The organism is Ruegeria sp. CG1 (genome assembly GCF_056537265.1).
This window is the reverse complement of sequence record NZ_JBQFRF010000005.1, coordinates 329,807-346,220: the sequence shown is the minus strand read 5'-3', so window position 1 is coordinate 346,220 and position 16,414 is coordinate 329,807. Positions and strand designations below refer to the sequence as shown.

At 56.5% G+C, this 16,414-nt stretch carries 18 protein-coding genes; 10 read left to right on the top strand and 8 right to left on the bottom strand.

Going from position 1 to position 16,414, the window contains the following annotated elements; genetic code table 11:
• Window positions 1-55 precede the first annotated feature (55 nt).
• The 7 genes from rpsA (at window position 56) to ACR0AU_RS16515 (ending at window position 5,679) form a co-directional block, all read left to right on the top strand.
• Window positions 56-1,732, top strand: a complete 1,677-nt coding sequence (gene rpsA / locus ACR0AU_RS16545; protein WP_039532111.1) for a 30S ribosomal protein S1 — start codon at window positions 56-58, stop codon at window positions 1,730-1,732.
• A gap of 270 nt (window positions 1,733-2,002) precedes the next feature.
• Window positions 2,003-2,287, top strand: coding sequence for an integration host factor subunit beta (ihfB, locus tag ACR0AU_RS16540; protein WP_050603110.1), 285 nt, complete (start codon window positions 2,003-2,005; stop codon window positions 2,285-2,287).
• A gap of 7 nt (window positions 2,288-2,294) precedes the next feature.
• Complete coding sequence (locus ACR0AU_RS16535) at window positions 2,295-2,645, top strand: LapA family protein (protein WP_170397774.1); 351 nt, start codon at window positions 2,295-2,297, stop codon at window positions 2,643-2,645.
• Between the two features lie 9 nt (window positions 2,646-2,654).
• Window positions 2,655-3,299, top strand: a complete 645-nt coding sequence (locus ACR0AU_RS16530) for a phosphoribosylanthranilate isomerase (RefSeq protein WP_480592078.1) — start codon at window positions 2,655-2,657, stop codon at window positions 3,297-3,299.
• A gap of 45 nt (window positions 3,300-3,344) precedes the next feature.
• Complete coding sequence (locus ACR0AU_RS16525; RefSeq protein ID WP_170424385.1) at window positions 3,345-3,680, top strand: hypothetical protein; 336 nt, start codon at window positions 3,345-3,347, stop codon at window positions 3,678-3,680.
• 67 nt (window positions 3,681-3,747) lie between these two features.
• Window positions 3,748-4,995 carry a tryptophan synthase subunit beta gene (gene trpB, locus ACR0AU_RS16520; protein WP_170397508.1) on the top strand — a complete coding sequence of 416 codons (1,248 nt, stop codon included), beginning with the start codon at window positions 3,748-3,750 and terminating at the stop codon, window positions 4,993-4,995.
• A gap of 51 nt (window positions 4,996-5,046) precedes the next feature.
• Window positions 5,047-5,679 (top strand): class I SAM-dependent methyltransferase, encoded by a 633-nt coding sequence (locus ACR0AU_RS16515; RefSeq protein ID WP_170424383.1) that lies wholly within the window; start codon window positions 5,047-5,049, stop codon window positions 5,677-5,679.
• Here ACR0AU_RS16515 and ACR0AU_RS16510 read toward each other — a convergent pair.
• The 7 genes from ACR0AU_RS16510 to ACR0AU_RS16480 form a co-directional block, all read right to left on the bottom strand.
• Complete coding sequence (locus ACR0AU_RS16510; RefSeq protein WP_170397502.1) at window positions 5,676-6,056, bottom strand: DUF2237 family protein; 381 nt, start codon at window positions 6,054-6,056, stop codon at window positions 5,676-5,678. The two genes, ACR0AU_RS16515 and ACR0AU_RS16510, sit on opposite strands and share 4 nt — an antisense overlap.
• A gap of 9 nt (window positions 6,057-6,065) precedes the next feature.
• Window positions 6,066-7,229, bottom strand: coding sequence for a serine hydrolase domain-containing protein (locus ACR0AU_RS16505; RefSeq protein WP_170636455.1), 1,164 nt, complete (start codon window positions 7,227-7,229; stop codon window positions 6,066-6,068).
• A 72-nt stretch (window positions 7,230-7,301) separates the two neighbouring features.
• The gene (gene pth / locus ACR0AU_RS16500; protein ID WP_480795966.1) at window positions 7,302-7,985 is read right to left on the bottom strand and encodes an aminoacyl-tRNA hydrolase; all 684 of its coding nucleotides are present in this window, start codon (window positions 7,983-7,985) and stop codon (window positions 7,302-7,304) included.
• 130 nt (window positions 7,986-8,115) lie between these two features.
• Window positions 8,116-8,769 (bottom strand): 50S ribosomal protein L25/general stress protein Ctc, encoded by a 654-nt coding sequence (locus ACR0AU_RS16495; protein ID WP_170397494.1) that lies wholly within the window; start codon window positions 8,767-8,769, stop codon window positions 8,116-8,118.
• 254 nt (window positions 8,770-9,023) lie between these two features.
• Window positions 9,024-10,190 (bottom strand): alpha-hydroxy acid oxidase, encoded by a 1,167-nt coding sequence (locus tag ACR0AU_RS16490; protein ID WP_170736549.1) that lies wholly within the window; start codon window positions 10,188-10,190, stop codon window positions 9,024-9,026.
• 163 nt (window positions 10,191-10,353) lie between these two features.
• Window positions 10,354-11,145: a tryptophan synthase subunit alpha gene (gene trpA, locus ACR0AU_RS16485; protein WP_480795965.1), complete on the bottom strand. Its 792-nt coding sequence runs from the start codon at window positions 11,143-11,145 to the stop codon at window positions 10,354-10,356.
• A gap of 79 nt (window positions 11,146-11,224) precedes the next feature.
• Window positions 11,225-11,710 (bottom strand): acyloxyacyl hydrolase, encoded by a 486-nt coding sequence (locus ACR0AU_RS16480; protein ID WP_170404502.1) that lies wholly within the window; start codon window positions 11,708-11,710, stop codon window positions 11,225-11,227.
• 202 nt (window positions 11,711-11,912) lie between these two features.
• On the opposite strand from ACR0AU_RS16480, the gene ychF reads away from it, so the two are divergent.
• Window positions 11,913-13,010, top strand: coding sequence for a redox-regulated ATPase YchF (gene ychF, locus ACR0AU_RS16475; RefSeq protein ID WP_170511460.1), 1,098 nt, complete (start codon window positions 11,913-11,915; stop codon window positions 13,008-13,010).
• A 28-nt stretch (window positions 13,011-13,038) separates the two neighbouring features.
• On the opposite strand, the gene ACR0AU_RS16470 is transcribed toward ychF, so the two are convergent.
• On the bottom strand, window positions 13,039-13,431 hold the full coding sequence (locus ACR0AU_RS16470) for a DUF4275 family protein (protein WP_480795964.1): 393 nt from the start codon (window positions 13,429-13,431) through the stop codon (window positions 13,039-13,041).
• A gap of 305 nt (window positions 13,432-13,736) precedes the next feature.
• Between ACR0AU_RS16470 and ACR0AU_RS16465 the strand changes: the two genes are divergently transcribed.
• Both ACR0AU_RS16465 and ACR0AU_RS16460 read left to right on the top strand, forming a co-directional pair.
• Window positions 13,737-14,618, top strand: coding sequence for a LysR family transcriptional regulator (locus ACR0AU_RS16465; RefSeq protein WP_170404498.1), 882 nt, complete (start codon window positions 13,737-13,739; stop codon window positions 14,616-14,618).
• Between the two features lie 85 nt (window positions 14,619-14,703).
• Window positions 14,704-16,407 (top strand): NAD(P)H-dependent oxidoreductase subunit E, encoded by a 1,704-nt coding sequence (locus ACR0AU_RS16460; protein WP_480795963.1) that lies wholly within the window; start codon window positions 14,704-14,706, stop codon window positions 16,405-16,407.
• Window positions 16,408-16,414 lie beyond the last annotated feature (7 nt).

Below are 16,414 nucleotides of genomic sequence, written 5' to 3'. Positions count from 1 at the left end.
GGCGGAGACAACCGCTCGGCCAGCAAAAACGTTATGTAAAGGAAAACAACGCCACATGGCTAACGCATCCATGGAGGAATTCGAAGCCCTCCTGAATGAAAGCTTCGAAATGGACACGCCCGAAGAGGGTTCTGTTGTCAAAGGCAAGGTTCTGGCGATCGAAGCCGGCCAAGCCATCATCGACGTAGGCTACAAAATGGAAGGCCGCGTTGATCTGAAAGAATTCGCAAATCCCGGCGAAGCCCCTGAAATCGCTGTAGGCGACGAGGTCGAAGTGTACCTGCGCGCCGCAGAAAACGCCCGTGGCGAAGCCGTCATCTCGCGCGAGATGGCCCGCCGTGAAGAGGCATGGGACCGTCTGGAAAAAGCATATGCCGACGACCAGCGCGTCGAAGGTGCAATCTTTGGTCGCGTCAAAGGTGGCTTCACCGTCGATCTGGGTGGCGCAGTTGCGTTCCTGCCCGGCTCGCAGGTTGACGTTCGCCCCGTGCGCGACGCTGGCCCGCTGATGGGTCTGAAGCAGCCGTTCCAGATTCTGAAAATGGACCGCCGCCGTGGCAACATCGTTGTTTCGCGTCGCGCTATCCTGGAAGAATCGCGTGCCGAACAGCGTGCCGAAGTCATCGGCAACCTGTCCGAAGGTCAGACCGTCGAGGGTGTCGTCAAGAACATCACCGAATACGGTGCATTCGTTGATCTGGGCGGCGTTGACGGCCTGCTGCACGTCACCGACATGGCATGGCGCCGTGTGAACCACCCGTCCGAGATCCTGACGATCGGCGAAACCATCAAGGTTCAGGTCATCAAGATCAACAAAGAGACCCACCGCATCAGCCTGGGCATGAAGCAGCTGCAGGAAGATCCGTGGGATCTGGTTGCTGCGAAATACCCGCTGGGCTCGGTCCATCAGGGTCGCGTCACCAACATCACCGACTACGGCGCGTTCGTCGAGCTGGAAGCCGGTGTCGAAGGTCTGGTTCACGTGTCCGAGATGTCCTGGACCAAGAAAAACGTCCACCCCGGCAAGATCGTTTCGACCAGCCAGGAAGTCGACGTCATGGTTCTGGAAATCGACGGCGCCAAGCGTCGCGTGTCTCTGGGCCTGAAGCAGACCCAGCGCAACCCATGGGAAGTGTTTGCAGAAACGCACCCCGAGGGCACCGAGGTCGAAGGCGAAGTCAAGAACATCACCGAATTCGGTCTGTTCATTGGCCTCGAAGGCGACATCGACGGCATGGTTCACCTGTCCGACCTGTCCTGGGACGAGCGTGGCGAAGATGCGATCCAGAACTACCGCAAAGGCGACATGGTTTCGGCCGTCGTCTCGGAAGTTGACGTTGAGAAAGAGCGTATCTCGCTGTCGATCAAAGCCCTGGGCGGTGACAAGTTCGCTGAAGCCGTGGGCGGCGTGAAGCGTGGTTCGGTCATCACCGTCGAAGTGACCGCGATCGAAGATGGCGGCATCGAGGTCGAGTACGAAGGCATGAAGTCGTTCATCCGTCGTTCGGACCTGTCGCGTGACCGTGCTGAGCAGCGCCCCGAGCGTTTCTCGGTCGGCGACAAGGTCGACGTCCGCGTCACCAACGTCGACAGCAAGACCCGTCGTCTGGGCCTGTCGATCAAGGCACGCGAGATCGCCGAAGAGAAAGAGGCCGTGGAACAGTACGGTTCTTCCGACTCGGGCGCGTCGCTGGGCGATATCCTGGGTGCAGCACTGAAGTCGGGCGACTAATTCCGGGGCGTATCCCAAACATGAAATTCGGCCTCGCACCATGGTGCGGGGCCGTTTTTGTTGCGAATCAATATCTTCCAAATAGTCGGCTTAATTTGCCTATCGTTCGCGCATGAAGTGTGGAAATCAGGCCAACGGGCAAAAATTCGCGTGAGATTGTCGCAAAATGCCGCCTTTGCTGGCAGAGTATCCGTTCCCCCGATCCGGGTTTTTTCCTATACTGTCAGAACAATAGGCTTGTCACATCGTCCGCCTGGGAGGGTATTGCGTATGATCCGTTCAGAATTGATTCAGAAAATTGCCGACGAAAACCCGCATCTCTATCAACGCGACGTCGAGCGGATCGTGAATACCGTTTTTGAAGAAGTGACCGACGCCATGGCACGCGGCGACCGCGTAGAGCTGCGCGGTTTCGGCGCGTTTTCGGTGAAAAAGCGTGACGCACGTGTAGGCCGCAATCCTCGCACTGGTGAGACTGTGCAGGTTGAAGAAAAATGTGTTCCATTTTTCAAAACTGGCAAGTTGCTAAGGGACCGTTTGAACGGTAAAGCCTAGCCTCATGATGCGCTACATTCGTTATGCTTTTCTGGCTGCATTGGGGATCGTTCTGGTCTCGGTTTCGCTGGCCAATCGCCAAATTGTTGAACTTAAGCTTATGCCGGATGCTTTGTCCGAGTTGCTGGGGTTCAACCTGTCAACCTCCTTGCCGCTGTTTCTGGTCGTGCTGGGTGGGGTTGTTGCCGGCCTGGTCATCGGCTTCCTGTGGGAATGGCTGCGCGAGCATAAACACCGCAAGGATGTGACCGTGAAGCAAGGCGAAGTGCGCAAGCTTGAGCGTGAAGTTAAGAAGCTCAAGAAAAAGCAGAATGAAGGTCAGGATGATGTGCTGGCCATTCTGGATGAGGCAAGCTGAGGCCCTACGATGCCCGCTGATATCCGAGTTAAAATCTGCGGCCTGACCGCCCCTGACCACGTGCGCGCTGCTGTGGATGCGGGTGCGGGATATGTTGGTTTTGTGTTTTTCCCCAAATCCCCGCGCCATGTTGAGCCCCAGACAGCTGCGACATTGGCACAGCAGGTGCCTGCGGGCGTCGCCAAGGTGGCGCTGACAGTGAATGCGACGGACGAGGATCTGGACCACATTCTTTCGATCGTGCCTCTGGATATGTTGCAACTGCATGGCAAAGAAAGTCCTGAGCGTGTGCAGCAAGTGCGTGACCGCTTCGGCCTGCCGGTAATGAAGGCCATTGGTGTGGCCGAGGCCGAAGACCTCGCGGCCATCGATCTCTATTCAGATGTGGCGGATCAGCTGTTGATCGACGCAAAGCCACCGCGAAACGCGGAGCTGCCTGGTGGTAACGGTTTGTCTTTTGATTGGCGCCTGCTGGCAGGTCGTAAATACTGGCGTAGGCCATGGATGCTGGCCGGAGGTCTGACCCCTGACAATGTCGCAGAAGCGGTGCGAATGACCGGCGCACAGCAGGTGGATGTCTCATCCGGCGTCGAAAGCTCTCCGGGTGTAAAGGATGCCGGGCTGATCCGCGCCTTTATCGACGCGGCAAGTTGATCTGATCTGCGCGAACCTGCGTATCTCCTCAAAATGGGGGAGAGCATGCTGGCAGTGATCGGCGGAGTTTCACTTAAACGATGGTATCACGGGCCCGAGTTCTTCTGGCGCGCTCATCAATCCTTGCGGCAGGCACGCGGTGACGCGCTGTGCCTGCATGCCGAGGTATTTGTGCGTCAAGGCTGTTATTTTTCATACACAGTCTGGCATGATGTCGAAGCTATGCTGACATTCGCATATTCCGGCCCTCATCGCCGTGTAGTACGCGCGTCGACCCGTCTGGCCGATATCAATGTGTTCTGTCAATTTCCCTGCATTGCTGTTCCAAGTCGAGTTCAGGCACTTCAGGTGTGGGAACAGCGCGCTCAGGCGGCGGAATGATACGTTTTGCGATGGCAAATCACTCCATCACCTCCTATGAACATCGGGTACGACGAGGGAGACTTCCATGGCCAACGATCTTTTTAATTCCTTCATGTCCGGCCCCGATGAACAAGGCCGCTTTGGCATCTTCGGCGGGCGCTTTGTCAGCGAAACGCTGATGCCGCTGATCCTGTCACTGGAAGAGGAATATGACAAAGCCAAGGATGACCCCACATTTTGGGCCGAGATGGACGATCTGTGGGCAAACTACGTGGGTCGCCCTTCGCCGCTCTACTACGCGGAACGCCTGACCGAACATCTGGGCGGCGCAAAGATTTACTTGAAGCGTGACGAACTGAACCACACCGGCGCGCATAAGATCAACAATGTGCTGGGCCAGATCATTCTGGCGCGGCGCATGGGAAAGACCCGGATCATCGCCGAGACCGGGGCAGGGCAGCACGGCGTGGCCACAGCCACCGTCTGCGCCAAATTCGGCCTGAAGTGCATTGTCTACATGGGTGCCCATGACGTTCAGCGCCAGGCCCCGAACGTGTTCCGTATGCGCCTGCTGGGAGCCGAAGTGATCCCGGTGACATCCGGCAGGGGTACGCTGAAAGATGCGATGAACGACGCTCTGCGCGACTGGGTGACCAATGTGCGCGATACCTTTTACTGCATCGGCACCGTTGCTGGCCCGCATCCTTACCCGGCGATGGTACGCGACTTCCAGTCGATCATCGGCAAGGAAGCCAAGGAACAGATGCAAAAGGCCGAGGGCCGTTTGCCCGACACCATCATCGCCGCCATCGGAGGTGGTTCGAATGCGATGGGCCTGTTCTACCCGTTCCTCGACGACAAGGATGTGAATATCATCGGTGTTGAAGCGGGCGGCAAGGGCGTGAACGAGAAGATGGAGCATTGCGCCTCATTGACCGGAGGTCGTCCGGGCGTGCTGCACGGCAACCGCACTTATCTGCTGCAGGATGATGACGGGCAGATTCTCGAAGGCTATTCGATCTCGGCCGGTCTGGACTATCCTGGCATTGGCCCCGAGCATTCCTGGCTGCACGACATCGGTCGCGCCAACTATGTCTCGATCACGGATAAAGAAGCGCTTGAAGCGTTCCAGTTGTGCTGCGCCACCGAAGGTATCATCCCTGCGCTGGAGCCCTGCCATGCGCTGGCGCATGTTATGAAAATCGCGCCGGAATTGCCCAAGGACCACCTGATCTGCATGAATATGTGTGGCCGGGGGGATAAGGATGTGCAGACCGTCGCACGGTACCTGAACTTTGATATGTCGGATACCGAAGGTCGCGCAGCGGACTGATCAGGCCCAACAGGCTTTGCGCCTTTGAGGAACTGTGCCAGTTTGCATTGCATGTGCAGTGTTTCCTCAAAGGCCGGACCCGACCGACTTGACCAGAAATACGATCAGGCCGCCCCGGGCTGGGCAGACAAGATGCGTCTGCTGGGGTATTTCGATGCCTATCTGGGTTTTCTATCCTCGGACCCGCAGGTCGAATTGGGCCGTAACGCACTGGATATCGGGTGCGGTACGGGAGCCTTTGCCGAAGCACGCGCCGTGATTCGGCGCGAAGGGCATGTGACGCTTTTGGAACCTTCGGCCCGAATGCTGCAACTGGCAGGGTCAGCGTTGCAACGGCGCGGTGGAAACGCCGAGACTGTCCAATCGCGCTTGGAAGAGTTCCATCCGGCATCCCGTTTTGACTGCCTGTTGGCTGCGCATGTTCTGGAGCATTGCGTTGATCCGATAGATGCTTTGCGCCGCATGCGCGATCTGGCTGAACCGGGTGCAACGCTTTGGTTGGTAGTCAGCAAGCCACATTGGTGTAATGCGATCATCTGGTTCCAATGGCGGCACCGAACCTATCGACCGGATATTGTGGCGGAGATGCTCGCGCGTTCGGGCTGGGATCTGCAGGCCGAGCATGGCTTTCCAACCGGGCCGCCGTCGCGCACGTCTCGCGGATATCGGGCGATCGCCATCTAGTGCTCGTCTTCAGCGCGCTGCATTTTTAGAATATGGAGAGGTACGATATCCAGCGCCCTCTGGTGCGTGGCTTCAAGGTGCACCTTGGGCGCGCATCCCTCGTCATGGGCTTGCAAAAAGCGCCCCGCACACAAGCACCAGCGATCACCAGGCTTGAGCCCAGGAAAATCGAATTCAGGCCGGGGTGTGCTCAGGTCATTTCCGACATATTTCGAATAAGCCAGAAACTCTGCCGTCATCACGGCGCAGACCGTATGGCTTCCCTGATCCTCGGGGCAGGTGTTGCAGGCACCGTCGCGAAAGAAACCGGTTAATGGTTTGCGCGAGCAAGGCGCGAGCACGCCGCCCAGAACATTGATGCTGTCTTGCTTCTGCATGATGGTATCTTACAGGCTTCGCGCAATTTTGCGGAACATTTCTATGTTCTGCTCACCGACACCGGGATCGCGGAACTTTCGGTCTGCGCCCGTCGTGACAATCAAAACCCCACGTGGCTGGTCGAAGTAAATGTACTGCCCATACACGCCCCGCGCCATGAATTCACCTTCATGGGCACCGATCGGAATCCACCATTGATAGCCATACCCTATCTTGCCCGGTTCGGTCGGTGCGCTTGGCCAAGTAGCTGCGTCGATCCAATCCGCGGGTACAATCTGCCGTCCATCGCGTTCGCCATCCTGCAAAATCAACTGCCCGAACCGGGCAAAATCGCGCGTTGTGAAGTTGAGACCACCCAGAACAAATGCAACGCCTGCTCCATCGGTGATGTAATAACCTTCTCGCTCCAACCCCAGCGGTGCGATCACTTTCTCGGTCAGTAACTCTGCAACGCTGCGTCCTGTTGCCCCCCGGATGACCATTCCGATCACATGAGTATCGATCGACACATATTGCCATGTTTCACCCGGCGCGACGAAACTGTCCTTCAACGAAGCCGCGAAGTCGTCCAGTTCACCTCCCAGCGCCACGACGCGGCCCATGCGATTGATGTCGGAATTATAGTCCAAATAATCCTCGTCAAAGGTCACGCCGCTGGCCATGTTCAACACGTTGCGGATCGTGGCGGTCTCATAGGCGCTGCCCTTGAGGTCAGGTGCGTATTGCACAACCGGATCGTCGAGCGAGTTGATCGCGCCTTCATCCAGCAAAATACCGAACAAGGCAGACAGATAGCTTTTAGCAATTGACCACGAGATCCTGCGATCATCCGGCCCGGTGTCCAGATAGTATTCTTCGAAGCGAATTTCTCCGTCCTGCATCACCAACAGGGATGTTACCGAGCGATCTTCGATCCACTGGTCTGTTCCATCGGGAAGATCGAAACCAGGCCCATACGGCAGCTCCCAGGTCGGGCCATTGCCACGCGACAGAGTGACCGTAAGAAAGGCTTCGTCCATATGCGAAAAGTTGTGGACGATCTTTTCTTCTGAAAACAGCGAATTCACCGCCATCAGGCGCTGGATTTCCTCGCGTTTCCAAAATCCGACAACCGCCGCTGCCAATGCCAAGGTCAACAGGATACGCAGCAGCCATCTGAGCGCTGTTTTCATTCGACACCTCTCTTTTCCTCTGACATTGGACTTTGGCCTGAGGCTTTGCGCAAGCGCAACGTTGCGGAATGATTATCTGAATTTATCCAGCAGCTTTTGCATGGCCGAACGCTCATCGGGCGCTGAAACGGCTTCGGCGGCAGCTTTGGGGGGCGTATCAGGTTTAGTGGGCTGCTTCGATGATCTGGGCGGAGCAGTGCGCAGGGCAACGGCATTCATGAATTTCCCGCTTTCGTCATCGGCAAGATAAGTGGCACCGTCCGAGACGCCGCGCAGCACGTCATCCAGCCAGTCCGCATCCGCCTTTGCAAAGTCGCTTAGAACATAAGGCGAGACCATTTCTTTGCGGCCCGGATGGCCGATACCCAGCCGCACGCGATCATAGGCCGGGCTGATATGGTCGTGGATCGACCGCAACCCGTTATGGCCTGCGTGGCCACCGCCTGCCTTAACGCGCACTTTACCGGGTGCCAAGTCCAGCTCATCATGAAAGACGGTCACGTCCGTCGAGTCGAGCTTGTAGAAGCGCATTGCCTCTCCTACTGACTGGCCAGAGCGGTTCATGAAGGTTTGCGGCTTGACTAGCAGCACTTTCTGGCTGCCTAGACGTCCTTCGGCAATTTCAGCCTGGAACTTGGACTTCCATGGACCAAAGTTGTGATCTTCGGCAATTCGCTCTAACGCCATGAAGCCGATATTGTGCCGGTTGCGAGCGTATTTTGATCCCGGATTTCCCAAACCGACAAACAGTTTCATCGCTTTGTCCCTTACAGTCTCGCGTCGTTATCTCATTGCATGGATCAGGGGATGTTTTCCAGCCCCGTACACGCAAAAGAAAACGGGGCCCCAGATGGCGCCCCGTTTCAAATCTGGATTTGATCCGGATTTATTCTTCTTCCTGGCCGATGACTTCAACTTCATCTGCAGCCACTTCTTCCTCATCACCCTCTTCGTCGTCGCTGGTCGACAGACCGGTGGGTGCCGAGACGTTGGCGATCACGAAGTCACGATCGATGGTGGGCTTGGTGCCTTCGGGCAGCACAACCGAAGAGATGGTGACAACGTCGTTGATTTCCATGCCAGTAAGATCAACAGTGATCTTCTCAGGAATGTCACCGGCGGTGCAGAGCAGTTCAACCTCGGGGCGGACAACGGTCAGAACGCCACCCTTTTTGATACCGGGGGCTTCTTCTTCGTTGATGAATTCAACGGGGATGAACAGCGCGATCTTGGTGGTCCGACGCAGGCGCATCAGGTCCAGGTGGGTCGGCAGGTCTTTGACAACGTCACGCTGGACATCGCGGCAGATGACGCGCACGTCTTCGTGACCTTCGACTTTCAGGTTCCACAGGGTCGACTTGAACCGGCCTGCTTTCAGGCGCTTGAACAGTACGTTGAACGGGATCTGGATCGGCAGCGGCTCTTTATCGCCACCAAAAACAATGCCCGGAACCATGCCATCGCGGCGTGCTTGACGAGCGGCGCCCTTGCCTGTCCCCGTCCGTTCCAGAGCTACGAGATCAGGAATCTCTCCAGCCATGATAATTCTCCAATGTTAGGGCGGGCATCCTCCAAGGCTGTATGCCCGCGTGAAGCCGCGTCCTTAGCTTGATTCAGTTGGTTTGGAAAGGGCTTTTTGTAGCCCGAGGAATTTTGCGAGGCTCTGCCTCGCGCTCCGAGGTATTTACGGCCAGATGAAGGACGGATCCTCTGCTTCATCTGGCTGCAAGTACCTTGAACGAGACGCTCAATGGGCGGCCATGCGGCGTCTCCATCTACGTGGGAGGCGTAGGATCAAGCCTGCCAGCGACCGCCAAAGTCTTCCGGGACTAGAAGATTGTGGCGCCCAAGATCGGCTACGTTGCGTTCACCGCAAAGTGCCATCGTTGTATCGAGCTCTTTCTGGATCACTTCCAATGCTGTTGTCACGCCTTTCTGACCCATTGCACCCAGCCCATAGACAAAGGCGCGACCAATAAAGGTGCCCTTGGCCCCAAGCGCCAGAGCTTTCAGCACGTCTTGCCCTGAACGGATGCCGCTATCCAGATGCACTTCGACACCACTGCCGACGGCATCCATGATCTCGGGCAGAACCCGGATCGAGCTGAGCGCACCATCCAGCTGCCGTCCACCATGGTTTGAGACAACAATTGCATCTGCGCCAAGCTTTGCAGCCATTTTGGCATCTTCGGCATCAAGAATGCCCTTAAGGATCACCTTGCCGCCCCATTGTTCCATCAGTTTCTCGACTTTGCCCCAGTCGAGGCTGGGATCGAATTGCTCGGCGGTCCATGTGCCCAGCGAGCGCGTATCTGTGATGCTATCGACATGACCGACGATATTCCCGAATTCTCGGCGCTTGGCACCTAGCATCTCGATGCCCCAGGCCCATTTCGTCATCAGGTTGGCGATGGTCTTGGGGGTCAGCTTTGGCGGCGCAGATAGGCCATTCTTCAGGTCCTTGTGTCGTTGGCCAAGGATTTGCAGATCAAGTGTAATGACAAGGGCCGAGCATTTCGCATCCTTCGCGCGCTGGATCAGTCGCCCGACATAGTCCTGATCTTTCATAGTGTAGAGCTGAAACCAGAAAGGGGCCGAAGTGTTTTCAGCGACATCTTCGATCGAATTGATCGACATGGTCGACAGTGTGAAGGGTACACCAAAGGCTTCGGCGGCTTTGGCCGCTTTGATCTCGCCATCCGCGTGCTGCATTCCTGTCAGGCCTACCGGAGCCAATGCAACGGGCATGGATACATCCTGCCCGATCATCTGCGATGCGGTCGAGCGCCCTGTCATGTCTACGGCGACCCGTTGGCGCAGGCGGATATCTTCGAAATCCGACGTGTTCTCGCGGAAGGTTTGTTCGGTCCAGCTGCCGCTTTCTGCATAGTCAAAAAACATGCGGGGTACGCGACGCTCATAGATCCGTTTGAGGTCTTCGATATTAGTAATGACTGGCATTGATCAGGCTCTCGCAGGATTGGTTAAGTTTCTTTACCAATTATTTTGAAACACTGCAATGCCCGCTTGCTGCGGTTGGTTGCCGCGTGGTCAAAACAAAAAACACCGCAGCAGGCGGCGCGCCTGCTGCGGTGAAGAACCATCTGAAAATGGAAAGAAATTGTTAGGCGGAGTGCGCGCCATCTGACAGTGTTTTGACAAAATCCAGAACCTCGGTCACCGGTTTTCCGGAACCGATCTGGCTGACAATGGCAGATCCAACTACCGCGCCATCGGATACACTCGCGATGTTGCGAGACTTTTCTGGCGTATTGATGCCGAAACCGACGATCACGGGCAAATCAGTTGCAGCTTTGATCCGAGCGACCTCGGGCCCAACATCGGTTGCCTGCGCTTCGGCAGCACCGGTTATGCCGGTAATCGATACATAATACACAAAGCCGGATGTGTTTTGCAGTACGCGAGGCAAGCGTTGGTCATCGGTCGTCGGCGTCGCCAAGCGGATGAAGTTCAGCCCGGCAGCTTGCGCGGGCAGACAAAGCTCTTCGTCCTCTTCGGGGGGCAGGTCGACGACGATCAGCCCGTCGATCCCCGCTGATTTTGCATCTGCCAGAAATTTCTCGACACCTCGGCTGTAGATCGGATTGTAATATCCCATCAGCACGATCGGTGTGGTGTCATCGGATTCACGAAAGGCGCGGGCCAAATCCAGAGTGCGTTGCAATGTCATTCCACCATCCAACGCCCGTTGGCCAGCAGCCTGAATGGTCGGGCCATCGGCCATCGGATCGGTAAAGGGCAGGCCCAACTCGATGACGTCGACACCTGCGCCGGGCAAACCCTTAACGACCTCCAGCGATGTGTCGTGGTCGGGATCCCCGGCCATGACATAAGCTACAAATGCCTTTTTGCCCTGTTCCTTCAGGGCGGCGAATTTGGCGTCGATACGGGTCATCGGAAATCCTTGCACTCGGGTTTGGACCTGATGTGCAGAAACTTTCGCTGAAAATCAATCCCGCTTGGGGGGCTTCCGATCAGAAGGCGTAATGGTATCTCAGCAAAAGTGCGTTTACACCTGGGTTGTCTTCCTGCGTGCTGGCGTTGGATATATGAGTGATAGCGGCAGACAGTTTGTTGCCGCTTTCCAGCGTATAGCCAAGGCCCAGTAAGCTGCGTATCTGAAAACTGCCGCCCAGATCATTCAGTTCGTTGGATTCACTATAGTATCCCGGCATGACACTGCCCTCGATGAACCAACGGTCCGCAAAAGTGTAAAGCCCGATCAGGCCCGCGCCAACATGCGTGTCACCGTCGGTATCAACAGACAGGGACGCACCCCAGGTGGCGCTGAAACGGGTCGCTTCGTAGAAAGAGCGATGCTGGTATTCCAGCGAAACAATTGCCTGATCTTCGCTCTCAGCGCTGGAATAATCTGCGTAGCCTGCTCCGAAAATGATGGATTGGGCCTGTGCTGCAGTAGCGGCTGTCAGCGCAAAAGCCAGAATAACAAGGGATTTCATTTTTACCTACTATGTCCGTCGTTCGTTGGTATTGGTTTTATTGAGGAATGTAGGTGCATGTTTTCAATGGACGCAAGAACACAAATCGATGTCGATTTTGTGATGTGGCAGAATAGACTCGCGGCTGTGTTCAGGCGCTTTGCCTTGCGCATTGCACCGGACCTGCCTAGAAGCGGCGCTCGAATGGTATCAGGAGGCCGTCATGGGCTTTAAAATGGGAATCGTGGGTTTGCCGAATGTTGGCAAGTCGACTCTCTTCAACGCACTGACCAAAACTGCGGCAGCTCAGGCGGCGAATTTCCCGTTCTGCACCATCGAACCCAATGTGGGGGATGTCGCCGTTCCTGATGACCGGCTGGATAAACTGGCGGCGATTGCGTCCTCGAAACAGATCATTCCAACCCGCATGACTTTTGTGGATATCGCTGGTCTGGTGAAGGGCGCTTCGAAAGGCGAGGGGCTCGGCAACCAGTTTCTGGCAAACATTCGCGAGACCGACGCAATCGCCCATGTGCTGCGTTGTTTCGAAGATGGTGACGTGACCCATGTGGATGGCCGCGTTGATCCGGTGGCCGATGCCGATACGATCGAGACCGAGCTGATGCTGGCCGATCTGGAAAGCATCGAAAAGCGTCGCGCCAATCTGGTGCGCAAGCTGAAGGGCAATGACAAAGAAGCGCAACAGCAGGACCGCCTGCTGGCCGAGGCGCAGGAGATGCTGGGAAACGGCAAGCCAGCGCGTCTGGTTGAAGTGTCTGATGAAGACGCCAAGGCATGGAAAATGCTGCAACTTCTGACCACCAAGCCGGTGCTTTATGTCTGCAACGTGTCCGAAGAAGAGGCCGCCGAAGGCAACGAGTACTCTGCCAAAGTCGCTGAGATGGCTGCCGCGCAAGGTAATGCTCATGTCATTATCAGTGCCAAGATCGAGGAGGAGATCAGCCTTCTGGAAGACGACGAGGCACAGATGTTCTTAGAGGAAATGGGTCTGGAAGAGCCCGGCCTCGACCGTCTGATCCGCGCGGGCTACGACTTGCTTAAGCTGGAAACCTATTTCACCGTCGGCCCGAAAGAGGCCCGGGCCTGGACCATCCGCACCGGCACCGCCGCACCACAGGCCGCAGGTGTCATCCACGGAGACTTTGAGAAGGGCTTCATCCGCGCCGAGACTATCGCCTATAACGACTACATCGCTGCCAATGGCGAACAAGGTGCCAAAGAGGCGGGTAAGATGCGGGCCGAAGGGAAAGGCTACATCGTCAAGGATGGCGATGTGATGCACTTTTTGTTCAACACCTGAGAAGCCACCAAAGCAGCCACTGCTCAGCTTATAACCTCGGATTTTCTGCGAAGAACGGGCCGATATCGGGTTGCTCGTGTGTGAATGCCATTGTCCACTTCATGTTGTGGTGGGCTAAGTAGATATCCGCGCCAAAAGATGTGAAATCTGGATATGTTTCTGAGACGCAGCGATACGACCATTTGATATCTTCATCAAAGATAACATACGCGGCAGGCCACTGGTTCTTATAGGCATTTAAAGCGTCATCGCCCGCCCGCGCGATTTGAAACCCGTAACTGAAACCATGCCAGCGAAAGCGATTGTGAATCCAGGAACCGGTTGATTTCTTTACGTTCCCGGCGAATGTCTGATGCCAGCATTGAACAACCTCACCACCTTCTTTGGAATTGAGAGGATCAAAATCGACGCATTCACGCACCAAGAAGTCCTCAATTTGGTTTCTCGTAAGGTTCATGGAATAATTCGGTTCTATGTTGTTGTTAAACCGGCATATCGCGCGTTATGGCGAAGTGTCAAAACCGCTCAGGTGGCAAGATGCGATCCTGTTAGTTTCATTTGGGCTGGAACAGCAGTTCGGCAGGCTCAACCACCCGAGTATTGCATGTATCTGAAGCGCTGATCCTGTGGCAGCCAACAAATTGACGATGCTCGCATCTCACACATTTCTCTCGTGCAGAAATGTGGTTAGTTTGGATTTTGACCTGATACTTGAGACAGCTCTAGATGATCGAAATCCGCGACCTGCAATTGCTCAGCGCATTGGCGCGGCATCGTCATTTCGCTAAGGCAGCTGAGGAATGCGGGATTTCACAGCCTGCGTTCTCGATGCGAATCCGAAACCTGGAGGATCGGCTGGGTGTCTCCATCGTTCGCCGTGCAAACCGATTTCAGGGGCTGACCGAAGAGGGCGAGATGATTGTTCAGCGCGCGCGGCGCATTCTCGACGACACCAAGGCTTTGGAACAACAGGTGCTCGCTGCAAAGGGTGAGATCACCGGCACGCTTATTTTGGGTGTGATCCCTACAGCGATTGCCTTCACCGGGCGTCTTACGAAGCGGTTGCGCGATGCGCATCCACGTATCGTGACCCGGATTGAAACAATGTCTGCAACGGCCATTCAGCACCGGTTGGACGAAGGAAGTCTGGATGCTGGCATCACTTATGGCGACAGTATCGGTACCGATCTACGGCAAGTGCAGCGCTTGTACGAAGAAACTTATGTCCTATTGGTCCCGTCGCATATGACCGATGAGACAGGCCCGATCCCATGGGCCCGCGTGGCCGAGTTTCCCCTGAGCCTGCTGGAACCACAGATGCAGAACCGGCGGATTCTGGATCGGATATTCGCCGAACAGGGCTTGCACCCGGATATTGTGGCCGAGACCAGCGGATTCACTGCCTCGATGGTCATGGCACGCGAGGGGCTAGCGGCCACCGTGATTCCACGCGTGCTGGTGCGGGCGCTGGGCGACCTGAAGGACACAAGGGTGCTGTCCCTGATCGAACCCGTGGTGAGCAAGCCGATTTGTCTGGCCACGCTCACTCGTGACCCGGAATTGCCCACGGTCGCGGCCTTACGCACAGTGATGGCGTCTTTGCGGTGATAAACTGTCGTTATCGTGCGATTGAAATATGCGATTTGACGATATGCTAGTCTGATGAGACACGGGGCCTCAATCGGAGGGCATCATGGCACCATTAGACACCAAGCCATCAGGCGCGCCAAAGGGCGTCTGGAAGTCAGGTAAAGGCAAGGGGCGGCACACGCCCAAAGGCCGTCAATTCTCGGACGAGGCACAAGCAGAAATTGCACGTCTGCTGGGCGACCGCCCGCGACGTCGCGATCTGCTGATTGAATTTCTGCATTTGATTCAGGACGCACACGGCCATATCAGCGCCGACCACATCGCCGCTCTGGCGGTTGAGATGCGGATCGGGCAGGCTGAGATTTACGAAACCGCAACCTTCTACGCCCATTTCGATGTGGTGAAAGAGGGTGAAACGCCTCCTCCGGCGTTGACGATCCGTGTGTGCGATTCGCTGTCCTGCGAATTGGCCGGTGCCCAGCAGCTGCAAAAAGCGCTGGAAGAAGGTTTGGATGCCTCGCAGGTCCGCGTTGTCCGTGCGCCCTGCATGGGACGCTGCGACACCGCTCCAGTGCTGGAGATCGGTCACAACCACATCGACCACGCGACCCCCGAAAAGGTGCAGGCCGCGATTGCGGCGAATGACACCCACGCCCATCTGCCCGATTACGAAGCCTTTGCGGTTTATGAAGCCAATGGCGGCTACGCCAAACTGAAAGAGCTGCGCGAGGGCGGCGATTGGGAGAAGGTGCAGGAAGACGTACTGTCCTCGGGCCTGCGTGGTCTGGGCGGCGCTGGCTTCCCGTCGGGCAAGAAATGGGGCTTTGTTCGCATGAATGAAGGCCCGCGTTATCTGGCTGTCAACGGCGATGAGGGCGAGCCCGGGACATTCAAGGACCGCTACTATCTTGAGCGCACGCCGCATGTCTTCCTCGAAGGGATGCTGATCGCCGCTTGGGCCGTCGAGGCAGAGACCTGCTTTATCTATATGCGCGACGAATACCCGGCAGTTCTGGAAATCCTGTGTCGTGAGATTACCGCGCTCGAACAAGCCGGGATCGTCGAAGAAGGCTATATCGACCTGCGCCGTGGTGCTGGCGCTTACATCTGCGGTGAAGAATCCGCGATGATCGAGTCGATCGAAGGCAAAAAAGGACTGCCGCGTCATCGTCCTCCGTTCGTGGCGCAGGTTGGGGTCTTTGACCGTCCGACCTTGGTGCACAATGTCGAGACGCTCTATTGGGTGACCAAAGTTTGCCGTGAAGGGCCTGAATGCCTTAACAGCACCGAAAAGAACGGTCGCAAGGGTTTGCGTAGCTATTCGGTCTCGGGTCGTGTCGCAAAGCCGGGCGTTTACCTTCTGCCCGCTGGCTCGACCATTCTGGACGTGATCGAGGCTGCCGGAGGCATGGCCGGGGGCCAGACCTTCAAGGCTTATCAGCCGGGTGGTCCATCCTCGGGTCTGTTGCCTGCATCGATGGATGACATCCCACTGGATTTCGACACGTTGCAACCGCATGGCACCTTCATCGGGTCCGCTGCGGTTGTGGTTCTGTCCGATCAGGACACCGCACGCAATGCGGCACTGAACATGCTGCGCTTCTTCGAAGACGAAAGCTGCGGCCAGTGCACGCCCTGCCGTGCAGGCTGCGAAAAGGCGGTCAAGCTGATGCAAGCCGACAAATGGGATCAGGAACTGCTGGAAGACCTGTGTCAGGTCATGGGCGATGCCTCGATCTGCGGTCTGGGGCAGGCGGCCCCGAACCCGATCCGCCTGGTCATGAAACATTTCGCTGACGAAATCTGAGGGAGAC